General features: G+C 40.8%; 12 protein-coding genes and 1 pseudogene. 6 read left to right on the forward strand and 7 right to left on the reverse strand.

The genetic code is table 11. From position 1 onward, the window contains the following. The first annotated feature begins 47 nt into the window (after positions 1 to 47). Positions 48 to 431: a response regulator gene (locus tag F7734_RS01800; RefSeq protein WP_155743105.1), complete on the forward strand. Its 384-nt coding sequence runs from the start codon at positions 48 to 50 to the stop codon at positions 429 to 431. 93 nt (positions 432 to 524) lie between these two features. Here the strand turns inward: F7734_RS01800 and F7734_RS01805 are convergent. Then, positions 525 to 5,733: pseudogene (locus F7734_RS01805) on the reverse strand (caspase family protein). 115 nt (positions 5,734 to 5,848) lie between these two features. Between F7734_RS01805 and F7734_RS01810 the strand changes: the two are divergent. After that, positions 5,849 to 7,036 (forward strand): sigma-70 family RNA polymerase sigma factor, encoded by a 1,188-nt coding sequence (locus F7734_RS01810; RefSeq protein WP_155743106.1) that lies wholly within the window; start codon positions 5,849 to 5,851, stop codon positions 7,034 to 7,036. A gap of 45 nt (positions 7,037 to 7,081) precedes the next feature. Further along, entirely contained in the window at positions 7,082 to 8,260 is a 1,179-nt protein-coding gene (locus F7734_RS01815) for a DUF1822 family protein (RefSeq protein ID WP_155743107.1), read from the forward strand. Between the two features lie 45 nt (positions 8,261 to 8,305). On the opposite strand, the gene F7734_RS01820 is transcribed toward F7734_RS01815, so the two are convergent. The 5 genes from F7734_RS01820 to F7734_RS01845 all read right to left on the reverse strand — a co-directional run bounded on the left by F7734_RS01820 (position 8,306) and on the right by F7734_RS01845 (position 12,883). Continuing rightward, the gene (locus F7734_RS01820; protein WP_155743108.1) at positions 8,306 to 9,415 is read right to left on the reverse strand and encodes a polysaccharide pyruvyl transferase family protein; all 1,110 of its coding nucleotides are present in this window, start codon (positions 9,413 to 9,415) and stop codon (positions 8,306 to 8,308) included. 60 nt (positions 9,416 to 9,475) lie between these two features. Then, the gene (locus F7734_RS01825; protein ID WP_155743109.1) at positions 9,476 to 10,456 is read right to left on the reverse strand and encodes a glycosyltransferase family 2 protein; all 981 of its coding nucleotides are present in this window, start codon (positions 10,454 to 10,456) and stop codon (positions 9,476 to 9,478) included. Positions 10,457 to 10,473: 17 nt separating this feature from the next. Beyond that, the gene (locus F7734_RS01830) at positions 10,474 to 11,493 is read right to left on the reverse strand and encodes an Npun_R2821/Npun_R2822 family protein (RefSeq protein ID WP_155743110.1); all 1,020 of its coding nucleotides are present in this window, start codon (positions 11,491 to 11,493) and stop codon (positions 10,474 to 10,476) included. A 639-nt stretch (positions 11,494 to 12,132) separates the two neighbouring features. Further along, positions 12,133 to 12,282 (reverse strand): hypothetical protein, encoded by a 150-nt coding sequence (locus F7734_RS63015; RefSeq protein ID WP_155743111.1) that lies wholly within the window; start codon positions 12,280 to 12,282, stop codon positions 12,133 to 12,135. A gap of 397 nt (positions 12,283 to 12,679) precedes the next feature. Continuing rightward, positions 12,680 to 12,883, reverse strand: a complete 204-nt coding sequence (locus tag F7734_RS01845) for a hypothetical protein (protein WP_155743112.1) — start codon at positions 12,881 to 12,883, stop codon at positions 12,680 to 12,682. Between the two features lie 571 nt (positions 12,884 to 13,454). Here F7734_RS01845 and F7734_RS01850 point away from each other — a divergent pair. Both F7734_RS01850 and F7734_RS01855 read left to right on the forward strand, forming a co-directional pair. Beyond that, on the forward strand, positions 13,455 to 15,713 hold the full coding sequence (locus F7734_RS01850; RefSeq protein ID WP_155743113.1) for an ATP-binding protein: 2,259 nt from the start codon (positions 13,455 to 13,457) through the stop codon (positions 15,711 to 15,713). 173 nt (positions 15,714 to 15,886) lie between these two features. Further along, positions 15,887 to 18,751: an S-layer family protein gene (locus F7734_RS01855; protein ID WP_155743114.1), complete on the forward strand. Its 2,865-nt coding sequence runs from the start codon at positions 15,887 to 15,889 to the stop codon at positions 18,749 to 18,751. Positions 18,752 to 18,877: 126 nt separating this feature from the next. Here F7734_RS01855 and F7734_RS01860 read toward each other — a convergent pair whose 3' ends face one another. Continuing rightward, a complete protein-coding gene (locus F7734_RS01860; RefSeq protein WP_155743115.1) occupies positions 18,878 to 20,425 on the reverse strand; it encodes a transposase in 1,548 nt (515 codons plus the stop codon). Between the two features lie 521 nt (positions 20,426 to 20,946). Here F7734_RS01860 and F7734_RS01870 point away from each other — a divergent pair. After that, positions 20,947 to 21,336 carry a nuclear transport factor 2 family protein gene (locus tag F7734_RS01870; RefSeq protein WP_155743116.1) on the forward strand — a complete coding sequence of 130 codons (390 nt, stop codon included), beginning with the start codon at positions 20,947 to 20,949 and terminating at the stop codon, positions 21,334 to 21,336. Positions 21,337 to 21,429: the final 93 nt, after the last annotated feature.

Genomic DNA, 21,429 nt, shown 5'->3' on the forward strand with positions numbered 1-21,429 from the left:
TTCCATGATAAAACGTGTTCCAACTAGATGGAGTAACCCTAAATATAATGTCCTCTTCTTATGGCGATCGATGCATTCTTGTTGTTGACGACGAACCTGAACTAAGCCGCATTGTTAAAGTTACGCTAGAACGACTAAAGGGTTGGACGGTTCTAACATCTGAGTCTGTACAAGCGGGACTAGAGCAAGCAAAAGGGCAGCATCCTGACGTGATTTTGCTGGATCTCAATCTGAATGGGAAGGGGCTGGCTCTGCTGCAAACTTTAAAGACCGACCCCATCACGCGGTCGATCCCAGTGATTTTGTTCACTGCAACCGACCTATCAGACGATCGGCTAGAATTGTGCCCTTTCAACCTTGCTGGAGTCATCTTCAAGCCGTTCAATGTTTTGCATCTTGCCGATGAAATCATTAAGCAGTTGGGGTGGTAATTCCCTTATTTAAAGAGGAATTAAGCTGGTAGCCTTCAAGGTTTGTAAAATAAGTAGCAGGGTAAACGCACCTTATTTTGTATAATATGTCGGCTATTTGGATGGCTGGCAAATGTTGCGATCGCTCTCACTCACATTCGGATTATTTTTTAGGTAATTCTTTAGCTTTGTGCATCCCTGCTGCATGAGATCGTCTAAGTCTAAATTCCACAGCATCACGCCAGCACTCCCACCACTGAGCAACAGTTTACCATCTGGACTGAAGCTGACGCTATTCACTTCACCCGTATATCCCAATAGCGTTTTCATCAAAGTACCATCAATGGTGTTCCATAGCTTGATAGTACCATCAGCGCTACCAGAAGCTAGTATCCGACTGTTTGAAATAAAACTCAAGCTCTTTACACCGTTTGTATGTCCTGTTAGCGTACTTATTAACCCACCATCTGTTACCTTCCAAAGTTTGATGGTGTTGTCCCAACTTGCTGAAGCTATGGTTTTGCCATCTGGACTGAAACTCAGGTGTGCGATCGCTAAACTATGACCCTTCAAATTTCTCACAAAAGTACCATCCACACGCCAAAGTTTCACAGTATTATCATAGCTGCCAGAAGCTAACATCTTACCATCTGGGCTAAAACCCACACTTGTCACCTCATCATTATGCCCTGACAGCGTTTTTAATAACTTGCCATCAGCAAGACGCCATAGCTTAATTGTTTTATCTGCACTTCCAGAAGCGATGATTTGATTATCTGGGCTGAAACTGATACTAGTCACTCTTTTTTCATGCCCCGTTAATATTTTAATTAACTGCTGATTTCTGAGATTCCAAATTTTAATACTTCCATTGTCACCAGCTGTTGCTAAAGTTTTCCCATCAGGACTAAAAATCACAGCATAAATGATATCTTGCTCACCCTTAAAAGCTTTAACTAAAGACGCATTGGCAATTTGCTTCTGCTGCCATAATTTGATTTCTCCATTCCATCCAGCAGAGGCAAAAAGTTTTCCATCAGAGCTAAAACTCACACTATAAACACTTTTATCTTGCGATTTTCTAATATTAGTTAAGTTCCAAAGCCGAATAGTTTTATCATCACTGGCAGAAGCCAAAATTTTCCCATCCGGGCTAAAATTCACATCTCTAACTGGTTCATCATGCCCTTTAAGAGTTGCCAACAAAGTACCATCTACACTCCAAAGCTTCATCATACCGTCAGCCGCACCAGAAACAACAAGTTGGCCATCCGGGCTAAAACTAATACTGTTGACTTGCTGAGTATGACCCTTTTCACCCCCCAAAGTTTGCCATAATTGACCATCAAGCTTCCATAGATTTATAGTGCGATCGCCACTAGCAGAAGTAATAGTTTTACCATCCGGGCTAAATTTGACACAGGTAACCCGTTCTTTATGTCCGCTAAAAGTTCTCATTAACTGACCATCTGCTACATTCCAAAGCTTGACAAAGTTATCTTCACCACCAGAAACAAGAAACTTCCCATCCGGACTAAAGGTAACACTATTCACCCAACCGTTATGGGCATTCCATGTCTTAATTAAGCCGCCATTCATGCGCCAGAGTTTCACAGTTTTATCTCTGCTACCAGATACAATGATAAGGGTTGTACTAAAACTAACACTCGTAACGACATCACTATGTCCTGTTAAAATTTGCACTACCTTGCCATCAATAGAATATATATTGATGGTGCGATCGGTACTTCCAGAGGCGATAAACTTCCCATCCGGACTAAAAGCGAGACTAGTCACTCTGCCTTGCTGGACTGGAAAAGTAGAAATTAATTTGCCATCTTCACGCCAGATTTTTATAGTAGAGTCATCGCTAGCAGAGGCGAGAAGTTTACCCCCAGGGCTAAAACTCACAGCATTCACTTGTTGAGCGTGACTTTGCAAGCGGTTAATTTCTTGAGTTTGGTAAACTGCTTGCTGGAGAGTAGCCACAGTTGCTAAATCCACATCTTTTGCAGGTGCAAAAACTTGCTTCAACTGTTCCCCAGCTTTCACGCTTGCGATTAATGCTTCTATCTGTCGGTTTGATAACAGTAGAGCTTCAGAAGAAGCATTCAAAGCAGCAACTTCCCTCACCTGAGCTGCTTGTTGTTTGAAATAAGCCAATCCACCAAAACCCGTTGCTGTCACTCCAAGTACGCTAATAACTGCAACAGCCGTTTGAGCTTGTCGCAATCGCTTCTTTTGCGCGAGTTGTTGTCGCTGTCTTTCCTCCAGACAAGCCGCAATAAACCCTTGGACATCATGCGACAATTCATCAGTATATTTGACATAAATTTCTTCCGCCTCAGCCAGACGCACCCCCCGCAATAAAAAATCAGATTGTTCGTCGTTGTGCTTCCACAAAACGGCTGCTTGCTCAATTTGACGTTGTAGGCGCAATTTACTGCGATTTTCCTCCAACCACCAACGCAAAGTTGACCAATGACGAATAAGAATTTCATGAGCAACTTCTATAGTCACCGCATTTGTAGGTAGAGACAAAGCAGGTAATATTTCCCCCTGTCCCCCTTGTCCCCCCTATCCCCTTGTCCCCCTATCCCCTTGTCCCCCTTGTCCCCTTGTCCCCCTATCCCCCTATCCCCCTCATCCTCCAAATCCATCACTATAAGCTTCGCCGCAGTTAAGCTTGCAATGTTCTTTCCACCAAAGGAGCGGGATATTTTTTCACAACCAGATCTGATTTCAACACCCTTCGCTTGGTATCTTCCGTACCCTCTCCTAACTGAGTCAGCGACAGAAAAATCCAGCGAGTGCAATCTTGTGCAAGACCATCTAAACCATCGTAAACTGCTTGTGCTTTTTGTTCTAGCGCACCCTTAATCCCCCCAAGATGCTGCTGATACGCTGCTAAAGTCAGTTCACCCTCCTGACGGTATTCCCACAACTGTTGTAATACAAATTCTAAGAGCGGCAAATTTCCTACAGAGTCGTTTAACTCCTGTAAAAGAATTTCTACGAGTCCAGATTCTACTTTTAGACCAACTTGTTCGGCTGGGTTAACAATAACACGGCGGTAGTCATCATTATTCAATCTGGGGGGAACCAGTACACTCGATTGTTGCAGGAGCACAGCCAGTGCTGGTACTTCCAAACAGGGGGCGATAAAGTCAGCTCGTAAAGTGATGACCAATTTAAACCTGTCAGAAGCATATTGTATTGCACCCAACACAAGTTCTAAAAATCGCTTTCTATCTTCATCAGGAGCAAGAGTGAAAAGTTCTTCAAACTGATCCACCACCAAAACCACCATTGGTTCCGGGCGGCTACGCACCCAGTAGACAAAACCCTCTACCCCTTGGTAGAGTAACCCTTCTAGTATAAGATTAGGAGATGAAGAGGTCATTTCTCCCCCGACTTCCCCTTGTCCCCTTATCCCCTTATCCTCTTGTCCCGAAGCAGCCAATCGTCGCGATAAAGCTTCTAGAGGTCGTGCGCTAGGTCTAAAACTTTTGAGCCACCAATTTTCGCTACCTGGTAATTGTTTACCAGAACGCAGTTGAGTCATTAATCCCGCCTGCACCACGGAAGATTTCCCACTGCCAGAAGCTCCTACCACCGCTAGGAATGAATTGCGTGCTAAGTCGTTAATCAGCTGTTGGGTTAAGGTTTCTCTACCGTAAAAATACTGAACATCTTCTTCACCAAAGGCTTCTAAACCTTTGTATGGACAAATTCCTAAGTCCAATGCTGCCGCTTTCTTATGACTGCGTGTATCGGTAAATGCTGGTAGAATTTCGATGATACCTTGTGTCCCTGATAGCCAAATATGGAGTGGAAAAGCTCCTGCCAAGTAGACTTGCAATTGAGTAATCCAACCAGCTATCGATAAGCCAGTTGGTTTAGAAGCTGTTGTGAGAGTACTGACTAGAGCATCTGCGAATTGTTCTAAATTGTGACGGGGCGAGTTGGCAGCAATAATACACTGTGCTTTTTCAGAACCGACTTGCAAATCTTCAATCCATTCTTGTAGGGTTATGCGATCGCTCTGCCCCGCCAAAAAATCTAAAATGATAATCTCTTGGGCTGCTTGAGAGCGCCGTAACTGTTGTCTCAACCAAGCGCGGCTCAACCAAATATCTTCAGACAGTACTAAAGCAACTTCTCCTGTAGGGGTTTCCTCCAGTCGCCCGCGCAAATACAACAACACTGTTGCTGGTTTTTCAGTCTTGTGTTGAGGTAAATACAAAAATTCTTGAATGGCTTCTCGAACTTCTTTAGCAGTTGCTTTCCCCTGTCGGGGTAAATACTCCAACTCAAAGCCACCAGCACTACGCAAAACTTTACAAAAAGCAAGTGTTGTTTGAGTACCGCTCCATCCTTCTACGACAAGCGCTTGCCTTTTGGGACGTGATTCCTCAATAGTCCCAATTGAACCAAGAATCAGTTCCCCAACACCTTCTACAATTCGTTTAGGAGTTTGTAAGGGATATTCCCGAAACAACTGAGTGTCCCCTTTACCCCGTTTCTGCTGATTGATCAGGCGCAGTTGTTGGTTCGTTTTATCTATATATTGTAGGGTTTGGTGATAAACATAGCGATAAAGACCATCGGCAGAAATCGCTCCTTGTAAATCTGCTGCTTCTCCCTGCAAGCCGCGCATCAAATAATAAGTAAATACCCCATGTCCTAGTTCTGGAAACTCCCAAGATTGCTGATCGGTGTCACAAGAAAGCAAGGCATAGAATCCCTTACTCATCGCGGCGACTTTCTGCAAAACTTCCACCAGTTGACGTGTAGCATTTAGTGAAGGTTCTACTACAGTTGCGCCCCTAAGTGTCATTCCACCACTATGACATGCATCAAGCCAGACTAGCTGATTTTGTGCCGGACATTTCCCCAATAATTGCAACAGTTCTTGTATGGCTAAACCCGTGTTGAGTATGTCATCTTTTTGAGTATTTGCCAAACATAGGAATGTTTGATAAGTGTTTGGCACAAATATTCCATGACCGGAGAAATAAAATAAAATTGTGTCTTGTGGGCGAGCAGCCGTGGAGATTTCTTGAAGGCTAGCACGAACAGTGTCTAAGTAAGGTAATTGTGGAGCAAAATCATGGTAAATTTTTATTTCTTTTTGCGGAAAATGCTCGGTTGCTCCAACCAAAGCTTTCGCTAACCCCTGACAATCGACTGCTGAGTAGTTCAGATTTGGGAGTCGCTCATCTTGGTATTGGTTGACTCCCACCAGCAGTAACCAAAGTTTAGCAGCACTTGTTTGTTGAGTGTAGGTTGAGCGACTGGTACCAACTGCGCGTGGACACATTATTTTTCTATAGAACTGCTATATTGCGGAACAAATTACGAGATGTTTGTAGTAAAGTTTTGGGGAAGCGTCTTTGCTTGACCCACTTGTTCTTTAGGTCAGCTTGCGTACTTTTATGCACCCTCGAAACAACCTTATTGAAATCTTTTCGACTTTTTTGGTATTTGGCAACGATCGCTTCTGTCGTTGGGTAACGGATGCTAAGCTCCGTCGCAGTATGGAAAAGGCACTACAGCAAATCCCACAAGAAACGGACGAAGACTTTTGGATTAGTTTTTTATATCATCAGATACACAAATCTTCATCAGTAAGACTTGCCAAAGAACATACCATCGCTTACTTACAAGAACCCTGCTACTGGACAGCACAAAAAATTGTTGCTAGCTTTGCCACAACTCAGTACAAGCTATCAGACTGTTTTCAGATAGGAATTACCCAAGTTGATAAAATCTTCAAAGGTTTTAACCCTAATAGTGGTTCTCGTTTAAAAAACTATGCCAGTACAGTCTTCGGGCTTGCTATTCGTGAAACTTTCAGGCAACGTCATGAAATAGATATTTGTACGGATTGGGGTCTCTTGCGAAAAATTACTAAAAAGCGTTTGGAAGAGTCATTGCAAGCTGAGAACTTACCTAGGGACACTATTGTTGCTTATGTGACTGCTTGGAGCTGCTTCAAGTTGCTTTACGTACCAAATAAAGCTCATCACAGTCGTCAGTTGTCCAAACCCGATAATCAAACTTGGGAGGCGATCGCTAAAGCTTACAACTCACAAACCCATCAGCAAGTTAACCCCCAAACTTTAGAAACCGGGCTACTTGCTTGTGCTAGAGCTGTACGTAGATACCTTTACCCCAATGTGAGTTCTTTCAACGCTCCCGTTAACTCAGAAGATTCCGGTGAGTGGTTAGATAATATACCAGCAAATGAACTAGACTCTCCCCTCACCTACATTATTGCCCAAGAAGAACAACAGTTAAGGGTCTCTCACCAATCTCAGATTAATCAGGTTTTGATACAAGCGCTTACCCAATTAGATCCACAAGCCCGAGAAATTTTGCAGCTCTACTACGCTGAAGGATTAACTCAACAACAAATTGCCAAACAACTACAAGTTCAGCAATACACTGTCTCGCGACGGTTGACTAAAACTAGGGAAACATTGCTGAAGTCTTTAGCTAATTGGAGTCAAGAAAACCTGCATATTTCTATTACACCAGACATACTTAAAACTACCAGCACTGTGATGGAGGAATGGCTGCAACTTTACTACAGTCAAGACAAAAATCAAAAAGCTGTTTAACCTTTTCTGACTCTGTAAAATCACTGAATCCCTAAAATAACCGCCATGACTGGAAACCCTACCGTTTTTACCGTTGCTTCACCGACTCACCTGATTTTAGATGTACCAGAAAACGTTCAAAATCAGATTTGGCAAGAAAATACGTCTTTTTCTAACCAGACTGCTCGCTATCAAGCATATATCAATAAAATTTCCCTTTTTGCTGTCTTACCCTGGTTGCAAGAAGATTTAGCATCCCAAGCAAAGCCTTGGTTGGGTAGTGCTGCTTTACCAAGTTTTTGGGAATTTGTCAATGGAACCGCCATCACGATTGACACAACTCGCTTGATTTTGGTTCCAAGTGAGGACATGGATATGAGTGAATTGAGGGTTCCACAAGAATGGGTAGATATACCAAGTTGGGCAGGGGATTATTATTTAGCAGTACAAGTCGAACCAGATGATGAATACGTTAAAGTTTGGGGCTACTGTACTCACGCACAACTGAAAAGTAAGGGAAGTTATGACGCAAGCGATCGCACTTATTCTTTAGAAGCAACAGATATCATTGGGGATATCAGTACTTTAGCAGTTGCGTATCAACTTTGCCCGCAAGAAGTTATACGGAGTAGCATCCCAGCATTGCCAACTTTATCGCAAGAACAAGCACAGAACCTTATTTCCCGTTTGGAAACAAGCGAGATTGTTTCACCAAGAATGGAAATCCCTTTTCAACTTTGGGGTGGATTGATGGAACATGGAGGTTGGCGTAAAAGCTTATACCACCGACGCTTGGGACTACAAGAGGAATGGTCGCTTTTAGCTTGGTTGGAAAAGGGTATTTCCCAAGCAGTTGAAGCCATTGGATGGGAAAGGTTCAATTTACAACACAGTGCAGCAGGAGCGCGAAGTACGGAAGAAGCAACACAATTAGATACATTTTTTCTGCGGCAATTACAGATTGCGGGTCAATCCTACGAACTGAGGATATTACCAAAACTACAAGAAGAGGTTATCATTTGGCGCTTTGAGTTGCGTAATGCTGTGGAGGAATTAGCTATTCCTGGTGGTTTTACACTGAGGCTCCTGACAGAAGACTTGCAGCCATTCCCTGATAATGAAGATGTAGCTACAACTACAGTCAAACAACTGTTTGTGGAAGTTGCTCTAGAACCACAAGAAGGGATAGTCTGGGAAATAACGCCTTTCCCGGAAAACTATGAGCGAGAAATTCTGAGATTTTAAGAATTTGTTTGGTTCTTAGAAAGTGGGAAATATTTCAGATGTTATTTAAGAACGCAACTCAACTGGTACAGGAGATATTGCTACACTAGTTTGCGATCGCTCTTGCAAAACCAAGTCCACACTTTCTTTTGCTGTCTTCGATTCATTCAAAATAAATTTGCTTGGTCTTTGATATTCATGGAAGATTTGTTCGATCGCACAAATATGGATTGGCTCCATGAAATTCAACATCCTTTGTAGGGGTAACATTTCTGTTTTATCAATGTAGTTTTTGATTTTAGAGTTTTTAGAAATATATTCATCAATTCCTACATTGGGTATTCCAAGAAGATCGGCAAGTATGATAGAGTGAAGCCTATTGCCAAAGTGAAAATCCATTTGGCTGAGAATTTCCACAAAATCTTGTGGCTGATTCCACGAGTGCAGCTTGCAATTTTCATCAGGTAAATAATTCTTCAGCAATTTATGAAATTTATTATCATTTCTTTCCACACATAGTTGAGCGGGTAATAAATGAATCACCGAATTAAACTTTTCAATCAATGGGAGTAGCTGTTGTGAATAAAACTCAGCCCTTCCTTCACCCCACCAGAAGTTTCCTGTAAATGAAATATTTTTTAATTGACTTGAGCAATCGCTTCTAATAAACTTGTCATATCCATCCACGTTTAAAAATGCTAAATAACCTCCTAAATAAGATTTAACAGATTTTAGCTTAGAAACAGCCAATTCATAGGAATTTTTATCTCTTAGGTACAGTACATCTGCATTTTTCAAAAACTTTGCTTTCGTTTCTAATTCTTCCGATTTAAAAGATTCTAAACCTACACCTATATAACTGAAACGCTTACCCGTCATTTTTGCAAATTTTTGCGCCATCAACAATTTACCAGAATTCTCTTTTAAATTATAAGTACTACCGCTCCAAATTAAATAATCGCTTTGAAAAAGTATAGAAGCTTTTTGAATGGTTGATAATTTACGAGTGTTGCAAAAGACAACTTTACTATTCATTGTTTCATAAGAATTGTCTTCACAAAACACAAATATTTTTGTAATAACTTCTTTTCCAGAAAAATACTTAATGAGTTCCTGAATACACAAATCGTCACCAACATTCTTAAATCCATAATAACCCATTAAAATAATATTCATAATAATTGTTTTAGTTATCTATTTCTATTTCTTTTTACTTGATATTCGCACTCAGTAACATCAGGGAGAGTACTGAAGTATATTCCAAAGATTTGATGAACTCACCCTTCTTAACAAATCAAATCCCCAAGGACGCAACCCAACAGGTAAAACCGACAAAGTTAATCCGAGCCATGCTTTAGCGGTAGAAAAAGATTGACTAGCCAAAAGTAACTCTCTTCCTTGAAGAGTTTCACCCGTTTCAATTAACCGCAATCCCAACAACAACTGAGTTTCTAAAAGACGCTGTCTCCTAATTTTCTCTAATTTTTCATTCTCAAATTTATAATTCTGCAAATACCGAATTTTATCAGTGAAATAGGGAATTGCGCGAGCAATCCCTTGCTGTTCTGAGTGGATACGATATTCCATCAACAATTCAGGTAAATAATAGCCCTTTTTTCCTGCTAAAGCTAACCTGACAAACAAATCGCTATCCTCACAATTTTGCACATGGAGTTGCACAAATCCCAACTCCTGTAAGAGAGCACGCCGAAATAAAGTTGCTCCTATTTGGAAACTTTGGTTAACAAAGACAACTTCTAGTAAATTATCAACTACACCTTCTGGTAAATTCGTCCTACCCCAACGGCGAGAATTTTCTTGAGTTCCGGTTTCATCACGCAAGTTGTTGATATCTATAATCCAGTGATCTGTACCAACAAAATCTATACTATAATCCCTATCGAGAATAGCAACCGTTCGTGACAGAAATTCTGGAGTTAAGCGATCGTCATCATCAAATTTAATAAAATATTCACCTGTTGCTGCATTAAAACCCGATTGCATATTATTGCTTTTACCAATATTTTGCGAATGACGAATATACTGAATACGGCTATCTGTATATTGCGACATAACATTGGGGGTGTTATCTTGAGAACCATCATCACAAACAATTAATTCAAAGTCTTGATATGTTTGCTTGAGTACGCTTTCAATAGCATAAGGCAATAAATTCATGCGATTGAAGGTTGGTATACAAACACTTATTTTAGGCATATGCACTCTGATAAAAATTAGGTTATGGTTCTTTTAGTTTTATTAACAGCTTTTTTGAAGAATCGTTGAGTTTTTGACCATACTCCAGGTGGTTTTAGTTCTAGTGGTTTTAGTTCTGGCTGTTTGAGAAAGCGATAGTGCAAAAACTCATTCTTATAACAAATATTAACATCTTCACCTTGACACAGTCTAGCAAAATCTACGGAAGAGTAACTCATGTAGTGAAGTCGGTAAATCGGTTTTAATCCGTCTTGGTTGTAAAGAACATTGTTAATATTCACAAACTTATCCGCATTAGCACAGTTACCAGTTCTATCTTGACTATTAGCACTCTGGGTATAGTTGAACATAGAGTACTTATCATCAAGAGTCATATAATTAAATAAAGCCGAACTCGCCCACCAAAATTTGCTTTTAATCCATTCAATTTCCTGTTGTTCGAACAGACGCTTTTTGAAATCATTTAACTCTGAAATACCAAAGAGATATTGATGCGAACCTACAAAACTATTACAGTGAATTCTAGAGCGTAATTTGTCTTCTGTACACTTCTTAACACTGGCAATATGTTCTAAATTGAGATCTGTAATTCTTTGAGGCTTAACGTGTTCCCAATCATCAAAAACTAGCTCGTAGCTATTTAATTTAGCAAATACATCATTCAAGTTTTTCATAGCTAAACTATCAGCATCATAAAAGACAAATTTTTCAAATTCTCCGTCAAAAGCCGCCATTTTTCTATGAACAAATCCTTTATACCATCCCGGACGCTGTAATTTAGATTCCCTAGCTCTCGGGTGAGCATCCCATACTTGATTGACAAAATCATCCCATCGCTGAAGGGCTTCATAATTATCAAAAATGGTCACATTTTTTCTAGATTGAATTTCTTGCTTAACAAGATCTAGTTTGTCATCATAAGGAATAACGCAAATAGGTATATCCGGGCTAACATTTACCTCAATACTATTCAGTAATGCTACGAGTTGGTCGTAAACTTTATCATTGGCAAGAGTGTAAATACCGATACTAGTCATAATAATACCTTGATTAAGAGCTGAGAGATGATTCTGTAGGTTGGGTTGAGGAACGAAACCCAACATTTACAGGGGTTTCTCCAAGAGTGTGCCCAACCTACTTAAGATGATTTACTTTATAAGCCACCTCTAACATGAGAGACACGCAATTAAAGAATTGCAAGATAGTATTTCTCATCTTGTTCTTTTTAAACGCCCGCAAGACGTAAGAACATCCGGAAAAATACTGAAGAAAGCACTATACTTTACTACTTTTTTCTCTAGTTATGAATTTTTTTAAAGAATTAACAGCATTGGCGCAAAGACCAACAAAACTAAGCGTCAGCTTGAAAGCGAAATTTCTAAGCAATTAGAGTTCCGCTATGGGTTGTCATCAACAAGAATGTTGAGCGCAGTCCCCACCTAAAAAGACTATAAAGATGTCTACTTTTAGGTGGGGTAAGCGAAACCAATATAAAACACGAAGTAACATTTATTCTTAATCTGGCTTTTCTTGGTTTTGTACGTATTCAATAAGCTTTTCTAAAGGGGCTTGAGCGCCAACGCTAATAATAGCGTAACTACCAGACCAAAACTGGGAGCATCCCGATTTGGAAAAAATAGATTATTTGCGAGATGTCATCGCGAATAATAGGAGATTTAATCCTCAAGTTCTTCCGACTCTTGCTCAGAGCCAGAACTAATATCTAGCAAGCAATCATCAAGGGTATCAATAACTTTTTGGATCTCATCCCAAACACTACGTCTCATGACGGACATGACGGCATCAATATGAGATGTCGTACCCAATTCCCCAAATGCTTGTATTTACTTAATTTTTTTGAGGTGACGCATTGAAAGTATGGGTGTGGAACTTGTAATTTATAGTACTAGTATTTCTTATTGTTCTGCCGGACTTGATAACGCGCTATCCAAGCATCTTTTGGTGCCAAGTCCCCGAGTTTTAACAGTTGTTTCTGTTGTTTTTATAACACAGAAATGGCTTGTTTACACCGGGTAAAGCGAGCTAACTTATCAAGTTCAATATTGTTTGATGTTGGTCGGGGCATAAAAAAACATCCCAAATCTCTTCGCGAGCCTACCTCGCGAAGAAAATGAGCTTTTTGTTTCCGCCCGATTGATGGCGCGGTTTTAAAACTTCACAGTTAATTGCCCATTCAAATAAGCGCAACAAAGTTGAAACTGGCTAGTCTTTGGGTGGATCTACTGCGACTAAAAACTTGACGTCTTCTTGAGGCAGTTGGGCATACACGTTATTGCCGGGGAGAGGAAATTTAACCTCTACCTCTTCAGAATCACTTTGTAAGACCATTCCCACAAGACCTTCTGACAACTCATGGCTAACATCGCGCTTCAATTCAACTAGGTCGTTCTTTTCAATAAGTGTCATATTTTTTACATTCATTTATTACTTATTACTACCTAAGTGCGCTATCTACTCTAGATACAAGTACTCTGTTAACTATGACGTATCAAGAGTCCCTTGAACCTCCTTCTGAGGTACGAAGTTTAACGATGACTACTTAGCTTATGTGTTTATTCCAAATGAAATGCACTCGAACTCATCCGATACCTGAGTATGCTTTTATATGAGTTAGTACTCGATCTGATGAATCGCGATCGATACTGCAAGGACTCTCGGAAATTGTAGAAATTGTAGGTTGGGTAAACCCGTGTGCGAAACCCAAAAAATGCTGATAAATGTTGGGTTTCGTTCCTCAACCCAACCTACGTGTTTTCGGATTTTTAGGCTTAACCGACAAGTATTGCCATCAGACCGATCCATTATTAAGTTTTTATGTAAGCACTAATAACTGGAAGAGGGAGATTTCATTTTGAGATTCTCATAATTTTTTTAGAGAAATAGATAGGTAACGTATACCATTATTTTCCAAGTCTTAGGAGTGCGATAAATTTCATGTTAGTTACTTTTGCCCCATAAAGGGGAACTATAAAGTTAAATGTTGGTTAAAACAAACGATCGTATTTTCTTTGTAGTTATGTTTTTAAAAGCTGTGAAAAGGCATTCTGTATCCAAACAGTTGCCACTACACCTGATTCTCATTATTCCCTTCGTACTGCAAATTTTCGCAATTGTTGGATTAACTGGTTATTTAACTATCAGTAATGGTTACAAAGCAGTTAATACTGTTGCATCTGAACTACGCAATGAAATCAGCGTTCGTATTAATCAACAAATTCTCAATTATTTAGAAAAACCCTACATTGTTAATCAAACCCTTGCATCTGCAATTTCAGAAGGACAAATCAATTTAACTGATGTTCAAGGATTGGAGCATTATTTCTGGCGTTTAGTGAACCAAAACACCGTAGATTTTCTCCAGATTGCTACTTTTGAAGGAAGCAGTGTTCTAATTGAACGTTTGGAAGAAGGATTTATTGTAGCTCGAACCGCAGACAAATCAATTTTGCCCAATCGTAAAAGTTACCGCCTTAACAATCAAGGTCAACGAGCTGAAGTATTGAAAATTCAAACGTTTGACCCCCATACCCGACCTTGGTATAAAGCGGCATTAAAAGCAGGACAACCAACTTGGAGTGAAATCTTTTTAGGTTCTACAGGTTCATCAAAAGCGACAATTGCTTTGTCTGAGCCGATTTACAGCCCAACAGGAAAATTCTTGGGAGTACAAAATAGTAACTTTCGTGTCTCAAAGATCCATGAATTTCTCAAAAGCGTCAAGGTTGGTCATACTGGACAAACTTTTATTATAGATAAAGCGGGAAATTTAATTGCCAGTTCCGTTATCAAACAACCCTACAAGATTAAGGACTCGAAACTAGAGCAGATCCCCGCGAACAAAATTGAAAATCCTGCGATTAGGTTTACAGCACAAGCTTTATTTAAACGCTTTGGTAATCTTAGCGTTATAAAGGATAACCAACAACTTGATTTTCTACTTCACGGCAAACGCCAATTTGTGCAAGTTTCACCAATTCAAGACGGGCGAGGAATTGATTGGCTGAGTGTGGTAGTACTTCCTGAGTCTGATTTTATGGCACAAATCCATGCTAATACACGCACAACAATCTTGTTATGCCTAGCTGCACTGGCTGTTGCAATAGTTTTGGGAATTTATACTTCACAGTGGATTGCTCGACCCATCATGTTTTTAAGTCGAGCATCTGAGGCCATTGCCAGAGGGGCATTATCCCAAAATGTAGAAATTCCTCATATTCGAGAGTTAGGTGTTCTAGCTCGTTCATTTAATCGTATGGCACAGCAGTTGCGAGAATCATTTACTACTTTGGAACAAACTAATCACCAATTAGAACAACGAATTGAAGAACGAACATCTGAGCTAAAAAACACTCTCCAAAACCTCCAACGCGCCCAAGCTCAAATGATTGCCGAAAAAATGTCGAGTTTGGGACAGCTCGTGGCTGGAGTAGCTCATGAAATTAATAACCCTATTAATTTTATTCATGGAAATGTGTATCACCTTTCTGATTACACACATAATCTGCTGGAGTTGCTACAACTTTATCAAACTGAATTTCCCAATCCCACTTTTGCAATTCAAAACAAAATTGATGAGATCGATTTAGAATTTATGAATGAAGATATATTGAAGATACTCTCATCTATGACAGTTGGTACTGAACAAATTAGAGAAATCGTCAAATCTCTAAGAACCTTTTCACGCTTAGATGAGGCTGAGGTCAAGCAAGTTGATATTCATGAAGGAATTGAAACTACATTACTAATTCTCCAGCATCGTTTGGCAGCCAACACCAAACATCCAGAAATTGAAGTCATTCGGGATTATGGCAACTTACCTCTTATAGAGTGCTACTCAGGACAACTCAACCAAGTATTTATGAATATTTTAATCAACGCAATCGATGCGATAGAACAACTTAAAGCTCAACCAACTTCTCAAGAAATTAAACACAATACCAGCCAAATTACAATTCGTACCTCAGCAATCAATTTAGATTGGGTAGAAATTGCGATCGCCGACAATGGATTAGGTATGTCAGAGGATGTTCAGCAACGTATTTTTGAGCCGTTTTTTACAACGAAGCCTGTAGGAAAAGGTACAGGTATGGGTCTGTCAATTAGCTATCAAATTATCGTTGATAAGCATAATGGCAAATTGAACTGTTTGTCTAGTCTTGGAGAGGGAACGAAATTTGTGATTCAGATTCCTGTGAGACAGGAGTTTAAGTTGTTCGGTCATTTGTTTGTAGAGTAAGTCTTGTCCGAAATCGTGCAATTTGGTTTTATACATGACGATGAGCAACGTTACTATTTGTAAATTTTAGAACGACTGACCCTAGCAGATATGGTTTTATCGATCTAGAGATGCTGTACGATTCATTTTTGAGCGATGGGGACGCTTGGGGGAACAATGTCGTGGAATAAGGCTTGGGGCTACTGGTTTATAGGAATTGCGATTTCTGTACAAAGTGCAGCAGTAAGGCTATCGCTCAAAGCAACATAGTTCCTGACGATACTCTCAATGCTGAAAACTCTAGGGTTATTCCTAACATCGGCGGACTACCAATTGAAGTCATTACTGGTGGTGCTATTCGGGGTCAAAATCTCTTCCACAGTTTTCAAGAATTCAATGTGGGTGAAGGAAGAGGCGCTTATTTCTTCAGCCCAAGTTCAGATATTCAAAACATATTAGCAAGAGTTACGGGTAGCGATCGCTCGTCCATTCAGGGTTTACTTGGTACTTTTGGCGAATCTCAACCCAATTTATTGCTGATAAATCCCAATGGAATTGTTTTTGGAAAAAATGCCAGATTGGATGTGGGAGGTTCTTTTCTCGCTACGACAGCGACAAGCTTGAACTTTGCGGATGGTACTTCGTTCAAGGCGACAGCTCCTCAAACAACACCCCTGCTGAGCATTAGTGTTCCCGTGGGCTTGCAATTCGGGCAGAATCCGGAAAGAATTCTCGTGCAGGGAACTGGTCATAATCTAACATATTCAGATACTAGCTCGACTATTTGGACGGATAGTTCAGGACTTCAAGTACAGCCCGGTAAAACCCTAGCCCTAGTTGGTGGTGATGTAGTACTAGAGGGCGGCAATCTGAAAGCAGAGTCGGGACGTATTGAACTAGGGAGTATTGCCTCACCAAGTCTGGTAAGCTTTACCCAAACGAATTCTGGTTTTGCTGTGGGATATTCGGGTGTGCAGAATTTCGGAGAGATTCAATTATCCAAAAAAGCCTCAGCAGATGTTAGTGGTGAGGGCGGTGGCGAGATTCAAGTACAGGGTAGACGAGTATCTCTACGTGATGGCTCATCTATTTTGTCAATAACCTCTGGGTCAAAGTCAGGGGGAAGCCTTAGTGTCAACGCCTTGGAGTTAGTGGAACTGATTGGAGAATCAGTAGATGGTCAGTATGCTAGCAGTATATTTACTGAAGCTCAAGGTACTGGAGCAGCAGGAGATTTAAAGATGACTGCAGGAAAGTTAAACGCTACAGAAGGAGCGTATATATCAAGTTATACCTACTCCCGAGGAAGAGGCGGTAATATTAGTATACAGGTAGATGATTCTGTGGAATTGGTAGGGACAGGTCTGTTATATTCAAGCGGTTTGTATGATGGATCTGCTAGTACTGGAAATGCTGGGAACTTAAGGGTGACTGCTGGTAGATTAAGCCTTAGAGATGGGGCTATAGTCACTACCAGTACTTCTGGTAAAGGCAATGCAGGGGATTTGATCATTGAAACCAGACAGCTGAGTATTAGGAATAGTGCAAGAGTATCGACTTCTACTTCTAATGAGGGTAATGCAGGAAACTTGTTTATACAGGCTACTGACTCAGTGGACGTGGTAGGCACAAATACATTTGGAACGCCCAGTTTTTTGAGATCTGATGTTGTCTCAGCAAAAGCTACAGGTCGAGGGGGAAATCTGACTATCGAGACTAAGTACTTGAGTGTTAAAGATGGAGCACAAGTAGGAATTGGCACCTTTGGCAGAGGGAATGGAGGAAATCTAGTCATCAGAGCCTCCGAGCTTGTAGAACTGATTGGAGCAGTCCCAAGTGGAGTTGCCAGTGGTTTACTTGCTACATCTCAAGGTAATGGATCTGCTGGAAATGTGACCATCACCACTGGAAGGTTAATTGTTCAAGATGGGGCAGCAGTATCATCTGTGACATCTGGTGGAGGTAAGGGAGGCAATTTGGTAGTAAATGCCTTAGATTCTGTGGAAGTGATTGGGGAAGTATCAGATCTTCGGTTTCCTAGTGGCTTAGCTACCGACACTAAAGGTGATGGATCTGCTGGCAATTTGTCAATCAACACTAAGAACTTGATTGTCCGGAATGGGGGGGTGATAACATCTCGCACTTTTGGCTTTGGTCATGGAGGAACTTTAGCTGTCACTGCCTTAGAATCTTTGGAAGTGATTGGGAAGTCAGTGAATGGTTTTCCCAGTGGCTTATCAGTCGAAACTCAAGGTACCGGAGATGCAGGAGACTTGATAATTGAAGCTGGGCAGTTAGGACTTATGGATAAGGCACTTCTCACTAGTCGCAGTGAGGGACAAGGAAGAGCAGGTAATGTTAGTATCAAGGTTCTTAATAATCTGCAAGCCAACAATGGCGAAATTTCTACTACCTCCATCCGTTCTTCAGGTGGTACCATAAATATTACTGCCAAAGATATCCGCCTTTACGGTAACAGCGATATCAGCACTAGTAGTATTCTCAGTGATGCAAGCAGTGGTAATATCATCCTAACCGCCAACTCCATCATCGCCTTTGATGATAGTGACATCCTTGCCTTTTCTCGTGATGGCAGAGGCGGTAATATAGCTCTCAACACTCTTGCTTTTTTCGGTTCTGGCTATCAAGCTGCACGAAGAAGTACTAGTCAGCAAACACTCGACGGCAATAACCGTGTAGATGTCAACGCAACTGGAGCAATCTCATCCGGAAACATCTTCATCCCTGATACCAGCTACATTCAAAACAACCTAAGCGAGTTATTGCAAACTCCAATTGACACCAACGCCCTCATTGCCAATAGCTGCATTGCCCGTAGTGGTAATAAATCTGAAGGGACTTTCACCATCACGGGTACTGGCGGTTTACCTAACCGTCCTGGGGATGCTGGAGTTTCATCTTATCCCACGGGTGATGTCCGTAACGTACAAACCGAGAATGCATCGCGTCCTTGGCAAAAGGAAGATCCAATTGTAGAACCACTGGGTGTGTATCGACTGAGTTCGGGGCAACTTGTCTTAAGTCGAGAGTGTCTCTAATACCTCTAGCGCCATGGCGTCGATCAAGTTTTTCCAGGCATGGCGATCGCTACTACAGAATTTGCTATGCTAAAGGCACGCAGAGGGCAGAATTAACTTACACTTTTAATTGAGCCACTCCGCGAGCTAAAGCTGCGCGGATTCTGGCTGAGAATTGGGGTTAACTTTTCGCTCGGACTGCAAGCAGTCAGCTATCTGGTTAACCTGTCTCAGCTTATCGGAGAACCGCTCTGGGGCAATCAACCCACTTTCAGACGAGCCTACTTGTTCGCGGTTTTTGGATTGCTGCCAAGCCTCCAATAGGAGCGGCTCCGCCCCACGATACCCATTACGGGCATCTTGCACTGACAGCGTATCATCCTGATTAACAAATCTACTCAAGTAAGCACTCATTAAATCACGATGCATTTTAATACCCGTTGCATCATGATGAACTCGTTCAGACAGAGATTTCTTGGTACGACTACCGTCTAAATGAGTCTGAGATAACGCTGTTTTTTGAGTAGAAAACTTATGAACAGTTCCGCCAGCATTTTCAGCTTTGCGAATAAGTTCTGCTAATACAAATCCTGGAGATTTGGCAGAAATGGCTTTACCGTAGCGCTTCTGCCAACCTTTTACACTAACATTTTCAGTTTTAATATCTTTACCATTCCGCAAAATTTCATTAACTACCTTGCGGTTTTGGCTTTTGGCATATGCCGCCTTTTTACGTTGTAACTCACGTTTCTTTTGAGCGGTCTTTTGATAATTTTTAGAGCGGTTCCATTCTCGCTTACCCTTTTTGACCTTACCTTTTTTCTTAACAGTATGATGTCCTTTCTTAATTTCAAAATCAGACTCGTAATTGTTTGGATTGTTCACCCGTTGAGAGCGCTGCATCTTTCTTTGAAGTGCAGTAATCTCACGCTCATAGGTAGGAACTTTTTTCGCAAATGGTAGCAGCCCTGCTTTCTCATCTCCAACAAAAGCAATATTAGAGATGTTTAAGTCAAGTCCAATCAACCCATTGCTAACATAATTCTTTTCTTTTTGGTAAGGTAGACCTTCATTAATAAGCTGTGCGTACCAACGACGCTTACCATTTAACTCCCTCCACAATATCCGAACATACTTAACAGGAGATTGCAGTCCATGCATAATTACAGGATTGCTCTCATCAATAATGGAACGTAATTTGAGACTCCCCCAAACTAATTCATTATTTTTCCAACGGAGTCCTTGCTTGTTAGTCTTACCTTCAACAGAATGAAAACGACTTGATACTTTGAAACGAACCTTTTTTGCTCGTCCAAATATAACTCGAACGGAAGCCTTAAATGCTCGTTTAGCAATTGTCTGCTGAGTGTTGGAGTCAATCTTGTCAGCAATCCATTTTGATAAATTGGCAACAATTGTTGCATAAGCTTGAAGGTCATAATCAGAATACCTGTAAGCAGAGCGTGCTGCACTAAAAGCATCAGTTCGTTCTTTTTTCTTAGATTTGGGAATTTTTTTAGCTAATTTAAACGCCTCGGAATTGCGTACTAACTCCATCCTAACCATCGCTTCATTCAGACACGCATTATATAGTTGCCTTGCCGCTTCAAATTTAGACAACAACTCTTTTTCTTGAGAACTGTCTACTATCAATGGAATTTCTGTGATAAAAGATGGAGTCTTTTTCCGAGCCATTTACAATCACCTCCTAGTTTTGCTAAACTAAATCTAGTATAACTAATGGTTCTAAAAATGTCAACAGGTAAAGGCATAAAAAGAGTAAAGAATAAACCCGTTTTACATGAAGGATTGAAAAAGATGCGTGGCGTTTATTTAACTGACCTTGCTTGGAGCTTAGTCCAAGAAACAGCAGCTAAAACTGGGATAAGTTGTAGTGAGTATCTCGAACAGTTGATAAGAGAGTGTCACGCCCGATAAATCGGGCCGTGTCAGCATTCTGCCCCGACATAAATGAAGTATAAGTATCAATTCATTTATTTTCTTGATACTTATACTTCGGGGCTACCTGCTTCCCGTATTGTTTAGGTGTGGGTTGAAAATAATTAAGAATTTTTATTCAATTTTACAAAATCCCATTGCTTTTTACACAGAGCGATACAATACATAGTATACTAGAGATTATCATCTGGATCTGGATTCTACTGATAAGTATTCTCATAATAAGAATTGCTGTGCAAGAAGTCGGAGCACAAACCATGATTGATGCAAACGATGTTCTCAAGACGATGTGTGAGAAGTATCAGGCAGCCGTTAATGCTAACGATTCGGCAGCCTATGCAAAGCTATTTGCCGCCGACGCGATTCGGATTCCACCAGGGTCAGAGCCCGAGCACGGCCCAGACGAGATTTTAAAAAATGAACAAAAGGATTATGACATCGCGAAATGGAGTATCCAATCTAGACCCATTGATGTTCTCCAGATTGACGAGCGATGGATATGCGGGATCGCGCACGTCGATGTAACTACTGTTGCCCATGCTGATGGGACGACGAATTCATTCAAAGCCACCAAGACCTGGCTTCTGCATAGAGAAGTATCAGGGGAATGGTTGATTAAAAGGCAGATGTGGAACCTTAAGTCATGAGATTCCCGATTGACTTTGGTATAGGAATGTTAAAATGATACTGGCTGCACGCTGACGAATATACACTCCCATCACTGCCAATCTCTAATAGAA

The sequence above is a fragment of the Scytonema sp. UIC 10036 genome (genome assembly GCF_009725235.1).

What these genes read in the sequence shown, in the direction of transcription:
- F7734_RS01800 (WP_155743105.1), top strand. Translation starts at nt 48, where the DNA reads ATGTCCTCTTCTTATGGCGATCGATGCATTCTTGTTGTTGACGACGAA.
- F7734_RS01810 (WP_155743106.1), top strand. Translation starts at nt 5,849, where the DNA reads ATGCACCCTCGAAACAACCTTATTGAAATCTTTTCGACTTTTTTGGTA.
- F7734_RS01815 (WP_155743107.1), top strand. Translation starts at nt 7,082, where the DNA reads ATGACTGGAAACCCTACCGTTTTTACCGTTGCTTCACCGACTCACCTG.
- F7734_RS01820 (WP_155743108.1), bottom strand. Translation starts at nt 9,415, where the DNA reads ATGAATATTATTTTAATGGGTTATTATGGATTTAAGAATGTTGGTGAC.
- F7734_RS01825 (WP_155743109.1), bottom strand. Translation starts at nt 10,456, where the DNA reads ATGCCTAAAATAAGTGTTTGTATACCAACCTTCAATCGCATGAATTTA.
- F7734_RS01830 (WP_155743110.1), bottom strand. Translation starts at nt 11,493, where the DNA reads ATGACTAGTATCGGTATTTACACTCTTGCCAATGATAAAGTTTACGAC.
- F7734_RS01845 (WP_155743112.1), bottom strand. Translation starts at nt 12,883, where the DNA reads ATGACACTTATTGAAAAGAACGACCTAGTTGAATTGAAGCGCGATGTT.
- F7734_RS01850 (WP_155743113.1), top strand. Translation starts at nt 13,455, where the DNA reads ATGTTGGTTAAAACAAACGATCGTATTTTCTTTGTAGTTATGTTTTTA.
- F7734_RS01860 (WP_155743115.1), bottom strand. Translation starts at nt 20,425, where the DNA reads ATGGCTCGGAAAAAGACTCCATCTTTTATCACAGAAATTCCATTGATA.
- F7734_RS01870 (WP_155743116.1), top strand. Translation starts at nt 20,947, where the DNA reads ATGATTGATGCAAACGATGTTCTCAAGACGATGTGTGAGAAGTATCAG.